General features: G+C 68.2%; 5 protein-coding genes. 2 read left to right on the top strand and 3 right to left on the bottom strand.

Going from position 1 to position 6,544, the window contains the following annotated elements; genetic code table 11:
* Positions 1-209 precede the first annotated feature (209 nt).
* The 3 genes from NS2_RS18305 to NS2_RS18295 form a co-directional block, all read right to left on the bottom strand.
* The gene (locus tag NS2_RS18305) at positions 210-1,040 is read right to left on the bottom strand and encodes an alpha/beta fold hydrolase (RefSeq protein WP_045438323.1); all 831 of its coding nucleotides are present in this window, start codon (positions 1,038-1,040) and stop codon (positions 210-212) included.
* 143 nt (positions 1,041-1,183) lie between these two features.
* The gene (locus tag NS2_RS18300; RefSeq protein ID WP_045438336.1) at positions 1,184-2,218 is read right to left on the bottom strand and encodes an NAD-dependent epimerase/dehydratase family protein; all 1,035 of its coding nucleotides are present in this window, start codon (positions 2,216-2,218) and stop codon (positions 1,184-1,186) included.
* Between the two features lie 111 nt (positions 2,219-2,329).
* Positions 2,330-3,991 (bottom strand): fatty acid CoA ligase family protein, encoded by a 1,662-nt coding sequence (locus NS2_RS18295; RefSeq protein ID WP_045438333.1) that lies wholly within the window; start codon positions 3,989-3,991, stop codon positions 2,330-2,332.
* A gap of 510 nt (positions 3,992-4,501) precedes the next feature.
* On the opposite strand from NS2_RS18295, the gene NS2_RS18290 reads away from it, so the two are divergent.
* Together NS2_RS18290 and NS2_RS18285 are read left to right on the top strand one after the other, a co-directional pair.
* A complete protein-coding gene (locus NS2_RS18290) occupies positions 4,502-5,467 on the top strand; it encodes a 3-oxoacyl-ACP synthase III family protein (RefSeq protein WP_306455145.1) in 966 nt (321 codons plus the stop codon).
* Positions 5,468-5,549: 82 nt separating this feature from the next.
* Complete coding sequence (locus NS2_RS18285) at positions 5,550-6,434, top strand: beta-ketoacyl-[acyl-carrier-protein] synthase family protein (RefSeq protein WP_052086604.1); 885 nt, start codon at positions 5,550-5,552, stop codon at positions 6,432-6,434.
* The last annotated feature ends 110 nt before the right edge of the window (positions 6,435-6,544 follow it).

Below are 6,544 nucleotides of genomic sequence, written 5' to 3'. Positions count from 1 at the left end.
GGACACTAGAACTGATTCGGCTCATTTTTCGCCGTGGCGATAATCATCCCGGACCCGGGTACTACCGTATGGAAACAATAAAGAACCCGGTCGCCACGGGATAACCGAATTCGGATCCGTGTGATTGGACTCGAAGTGTTAACCGGCCGTTCGCACCGTTCGCCAGTGTCGAACGGCCGATATTGTCGCCCCGAACCCCGCCGGGGAGTTCAGCCCGCCAGGGCGGTGCGGGTGGCGGAACGGATTGCGCCGGTGACGGTTTCGGGTTCCTCGAGCATGACCAGGTGGCCGCAGTCGGGGAGCTCGATGGCGCGCACCGGCGACAGGGTCGCGTTCAGGCGCGCGCCCGCGGCGGCGGAGAGGATGCGGTTCTTCGCGCCCCAGATGGTGGTGACGGGCGGGAAGCCGGGGCCGGGACGGAAGTCGTCCAGGGCGGCCAGCTTCGGCAGGTCGCGGGCGATGGCGGCGGGCGGGAGCAGCCGGCGCGGCTCGCTCCAGCGGGCGCGCAGCCCCGCGAAGGCCGCCGCGCCCATGCCGCGCCCGCGCGGGCCGAGCTGTTCGCGCACTACGAGATTGGCGGCCACACCGGGCAGGCGGATCGCACCCACCACGGAGTCGAGGGGCATGGTCGCTGCCGCGCGGGCGGTCCAGCCGGTGGGGGTGGGGCGCAGGGTGGCCGCGGTGAGCGGGCTGCACAGCACCAGGGCGCGCACGTTCTGAGACTCGCGGCGCGCGTAGAGCAGCGACAGCGCGCTGCCGAAGCAGTTGCCGACCATGGTCACATCGGTCAGCCCGTGCGCCGCGATGAATTCCGAGACCATCCGCACGTAGTTGTCGACGGTGTACCCGCCCGCGGGGGAGTCGGAGTCGCCGTAGCCGAACAGATCGAGGGCGTACACGCTGTGGGTGGCCGCGAGCGCGCGGGTCTGATCGGCCCAGATGCGGCGGTCGCCGCCGATATTGTGCAGGAACAGGATCGGATCACCCGACCCGGCGTGCTCGTACGCGACGGATACGCCGTGGTAGTCGAACTCCGGCATCGGGCGCTCTCCTCATTGAGTAGCGGTGCTGTGCTGCGTCGCGGCCCCGAGGGCCGTCAGCACCGACTCGCCCTCGCGCGGTAGAGCCCATGCTAGCCGGTACCGCGCGTAACACAAGTTTTAGGGGAGCGCCCGAATGCTGGTCAGTGCGTGGATCCGGCGATCACCCCCGTGCTGCGGAGCCAAGATTTCAGTTCGGCCATGCCGGTGTCGCGGTCCATAACGGGGTGGTATCCGAAATCGCGGGTGGCGGCGGAGGTGTCGTAGGGGCCCGAGCGGGTCATCACCGCCACCGAGTAGCGCGACAGCGGTGGCGTCCAATGCTCGGCGAGATACGGTATCCGCCTGAGGTTTTCGATGGCCGAGACGATGAGGCCGACCGCGCGCGGGTCGAGCCTGCGGCTGGGCCGGGCGCAGCCCAGGTCCTCGGCGACATCGCCGAGGAACCGCCAGACGTTCGTCTTCTCGGCGTCGGCGATGAAATACGCCTTGCCGCCAACATTCTCGCTGGCAGCGGCCAGTAGCGAAGCCTCGACGATATTGTCGACGTGGCACAGCGAGGCGTACACCTCGCGCCCGGCCGACAGATCCGGCAGCGTCCCCGCGGCCGCCCGTTCCAGCAGGCGCACGATCGGCCCGGACCGGTCGCCCGCACCCCAGATGGCGCGCGGGCGCAGAGCGACGGTGGTGAATTCGGGCGTATTCGCCTTCAGGACAAGGCGTTCGGCGGCGGCCTTGGTCTCGCAGTAGAAGTTGAGGTAGCGACTCGGATACGGAACCGACTCGTCTATATCGATCTGATCGCCGCCGTCACGGTCCATGAGCGCGCTCGGACTCGAGATGAACACGAATCGCCGCGCGCCCGCGGTCTGCGCGGCGGCCAGCAATCGGGAGGTGGCCACCGTGTTCTCGGCCCAGAACCGTGCCCGGGTGCCGCGCTCGTCCACCCGGGCGGCGCTGTGGAACACGATATCCACGCCCGTGACCGCGTGGTCGAGGGATTCCGGATCGCTCAGATCGCCCTCGACGCGGCGCACCCGATCGATCACCCGGGCCAGATCGCGCAGATTGCTGGTGCGTCGCACCAGGATCGACACCTCGTGGTCGGTGTCGCGCACCAGGCGGCGCACCAGCGCGCCGCCGAGGAAGCCCGAGGCTCCCGTCACCAGAACCTTCACGGTGCCACCCAACCCTTCACGATGTGTGTCCCTTTCCGTGCCGCATGCGGCTGGCCAGCTCGTCGGTGACCATCCGGATGATCACCTCCAGCAGTGCGAGGGTCCGCATGGCTAGCTGCCCAGCTGCTTGGCCGCCCAGACGGTCAGCTTCTCGCGGCCGATCTTGGCGTTGTGGCGGATGTCGACCGGGAACCTCGGGTGGAACAGGAACTCCGAGACCGGCTTGGTGATGTCGAATTCGTCGCCGCGGCCGCGCAATTCGCGCTCGACGGTGGCCTGGTCGGCGCCGGGCTCGAGCTCCACGCACAGCACCGGCTGCTGCTCGCCGCGTTCGCCGACGCCCACCAGCGCGGTGCGCGCGACGCCTTCGACGGTATTGAAGACCTGCTCCACCTGCACCGTGAACATGGGCCCGCCCGCGGTGTCGAGGCGCTGACTCTTGCGCCCGCAGAACCGGATCCGCCCGGCGTCGTCGATCCAGGCCAGATCGCCGGTGCGATGCCAGATCACCTCGCCGTCGGCGATCTTGCCGATCTTGTTGGCCGCCGCGGGCCAGAGGTATCGGGTGCTGATGTTGGGCCCGGACACCACCAGCTCGCCGATGCCGCGCGAGACGGCCAGCTCCGGGTCGCGCGCCTCCACATCCGACCACTGCGGCAGCGGATCGTCGGTCACCGCGATGATGCGCGCTCGCACGTGCAGCGCCGGGCGGCCCACGCACACGCCCTGCCCCTGGTGCGCCTGCTCGACGAGATCGCCCAGCAGTTCCCGGGATTCGATGGTGGCCATGGGCAGCGCCTCGGTGGACCCGTAACCGGAGTACACCTTGGCGTCCCGGGGCAGCACCTGGCGCAGCGCGGCGATGCACCAGTCCGGGACGGGCGCGCCACCGGAGTAGATGCTCTGGATGCTGTCCAGCGACCCGCCGTGCGCCTCGATGTGGTTCAGCAGCGGAATCAGCACCGCGGGTGAGGCGAACATGGTGCGCACGCCGAAGCGGCCCACCGCGTCGAGCACGTGCGCCGGATCGGTGGCACCGACCTTGGAGGGGATCAACGGCGGTAGCACGCAACGGGATCCGAGCAGCAGCTCGAGGATGCCCGCGACCGGCGCGGTGATCAGCGAGGTGCCGGGCGCGACGTGCTCGCGCGCGTCGTCGACCTGCTCGACCATGGCGCTGAGATTTCCGTGGGTGAGAATCACCGCCTTGGCCGGTCCGGTGCTGCCGGTGGTGTAGGCGATGAGCAGCGGCTCGTCATCGGGCGCGGGCTCGCGCCCGGGCAGCGTGAACGCCGGTGTGCGGCCCCAGCTGTCGAGGGTGGGGCCCTGCCACCAGGACCGGCCGACCGTGACGGCCACCCGCACCTTGCGGAAGTGGGCGCGGAACACGATGCGCAGGGCCTGAGCCTCCGCGACGCCGACGAAGGCCTCCGCGTCGGCGGCCTGCAGACAGCGCAGCATCTTGAACATGCCCATGCCCGGGTCGATGACGACCGGCACCGCGCCGATCTTGAACAGCCCGTACAGCACGGCGTAGAGCTCCGGGCCCGGCCGCACCAGCACGATGGTGCGCACACCGCGGGCCACGCCCGCCTCGGCGAACCGCTCGGCAATGGTCTCCGACCAGGCGTCGAGTTCGGCGTAGGTCAGCTGTTCGTATTCGGGCAGGCCGGCTCGGTTCTTTCCGTTCGCGTAGATCACCGCCTCCCGCTCGGGATGAGCGGCGACGATATCGCGAAAACGATCGAGAGCGCGCCAATAAATGGTGGGCAAGGAATGCGACACACTTCCCCCAGTGAATTGTCGAGGAATGCGAGGAATGTATCGGTGAGGCTACACGGGGTGGCATCGAACCGCTACCGGTGGCGATCCGTATTCACTTGATATACAACGGGTTTAGTGTGTCTTCAGGTACCGACACCGGTTCCATGCCACCCCCTATTCCACCCCTACGGGTCCTGGCCGCGGTGGCCGTGAATTCGCCGATTCACCAGCGTCTTCCAGCGGTTTGGCGGTGAAAGTGACTCGAGTGCAGTGTGATTCGTGTGACTCGTGTGACACGCGACTACCCGTGGGTACGGTAGCGTTTCACTCGGCATCGGGGCTACGGGATATCAGCGGGGCCGGCTCGGGGGACACCGAATTGCGGCCGCCGCAACCAAATTCGACAGGACGCACACAGTCCGGAGAGCAGGGGGCCCCATGCGTACACGCTTCGAATCGATCGGTGCGTACACACCCAGTACCAGTCGCTCCACGGAAGACGTGATCAACAGCCTTTCCGTGCCCAGGGCATTGGACCTGGAGCGAATTACCGGAATCAAGAATCGGCGGGTGCACGACGCCGATCCGGAGAATTACGAATCATCGTTCGTGCTGGCGCGCCGCGCCATCGAGGACTGCCTGGAGCGCTCGGGGTACGAGGCGGAAGACCTGGATGTGATCATCTCGGTCTCGATCACCCGCTTCACTGGGCCCGGGCAGTTCTGCTACGCACCGTCTTTCGCCGCGCAGCTGGGCAATGCCATCGGCGCGAGCAAGGCGCTGCACTTCGACCTGTCCAATGCCTGCGCCGGCATGATCACCGGCGTGCTGGTGCTGGACCGCATGATCAAGGCCGGGGTGGTGCGCAAGGGCCTGGTGGTCAGCGGCGAGCAGATCACGCCCATCGCCGAGACCGCCACCCGCGAGATCTCCAAGCCCTACGACCCGCAGTTCGCGGCGCTCACCGTGGGCGACGCGGCGGTCGCGGTCGTGGTCGACGACCAGGGCGACGATGACGACGAGATCCACTACATCGAACTGATGACCACCTCCGCGGGCGCCGAGCACTGCATCGGCCAGCCCAGCGACAAGACCACCGGCATCGCGATGTACACCGACAATCGCGCGCTGGCCAGTGAATCCCGCTTCCTGCAGGGCATTTCGCGCATGGCCGACTTCCTGCTGGAGACCGGGCGGGCCTGGGAGAGCGAGAAGTACGACTACTGGATCCACCACCAGTGCAGCGGCCCGGCCATCGAATACATCAGCTCGCTCACCGAGCGGCACTTCGACACCCCGATGCCGCAGGCGCTCAATGTGTATTCCGAGTACGGCAATACCGCCTCCACCTCGCACTTCCTGGTACTGCGTGAACACCTGGCGCAGCACAAGATTCCGCGCGGCTCCAAGGTGCTGCTGATCCCCGAGGCGTCCGGCGTGGTATCCGGGCACCTCGCCGCGACCATCTCCCGGCTGGAGGCGTGAAATGAATACGGCATCGCGTAGCGAGTCCGTCAGGGGTGGCGGTGGGGCGACGGGTGGGCGCACGGCAATCGTTTCGGCTGCGGTGTGCACCGACACCGATACCGGCAGCTATTTCGAGCTGGCCGCCCGCGCGGGCAAGCAGGCGCTGGCGGCGGCGGAGATCTCGCCGGACCGGGTCGGCCTGGTGATCAACGCGGGTGTGTTCCGCGACAGCAATATCGCCGAACCCGCTGTGGCGGCACTGATTCAGAAGCGCCTGGAAGTCGGTCTCGAATACTCGACCGGGCGGGTGCCCGCGTTCTCCTTCGACCTGCTCAACGGCGGCACCGGAGTCGTGCACGCGCTCATGACGGCGCAATGCTTCACCGGGCTCGGAGATGTGGAGTACGCGCTCATCGTCGCCGGTGACACCCACCCGACCACCGAACGCGGCCGCGAGGACTTCCCCTACACCGCCAGCGGCGCGGCGATCCTGTTGCACGCCTCCGGCGGCGCGGGCGGATTCGGCCGCATCTACACCACCGAGGCCGCGTCGGCGGGCTCGACCGCCTGGGCCGATCTCGAGGCCGCGGGCACCGGCGGCCGCAGCGCGCTCACGGTGAAGGCCACCGCCGGCGATCCGCTCGCCCTCGCCGAGACGGCGCTGCGCGAATGCTTCGCCGGTGAGGGCCTGACGGCGGGCGATTTCGCCACGGGCAGCGCCGTTCTGCTCGCGCCCGCCCCGGTGCCCGGCTTCCGCGAGCGGGTGGCCTACCGGCTCGGGATTCCGTCGTCGGCGGTGGCGGGCATCGATCCGTTCGCCGGTGACCCGTATTCGGCGGGCCCGGTGCACAGCTACCTCAACGCGGCCACCCAGGGCATGCTCGACGAGGCCCGCACCGTGGTGTTCCTGGCCGCGGACGAGAACTCGGCAGCGGCCCTGGCCTACCGGCCGCTTGCCCTCGTCGCCGCTGAGGCCGCCTCCTGAACGAATCTGAAATACACTGTTTGACAGTAGATTTCATTCGGTGAATTCGCACCGGCGGGCGGTACCCGCCCGTCGGTGACCACCGGAAACCGTTGTGCCCCGGCTGATCC

Origin of the sequence: Nocardia seriolae NBRC 15557, from assembly GCF_007990715.1 — a bacterium.
Taxonomy (GTDB): Bacteria; Actinomycetota; Actinomycetes; order Mycobacteriales; family Mycobacteriaceae; genus Nocardia; species Nocardia seriolae.
This window is presented reverse-complemented; position numbering and strand designations above follow the sequence as displayed.

What these genes read in the sequence shown, in the direction of transcription:
- NS2_RS18305 (WP_045438323.1), bottom strand. Translation starts at nt 1,040, where the DNA reads ATGCCGGAGTTCGACTACCACGGCGTATCCGTCGCGTACGAGCACGCC.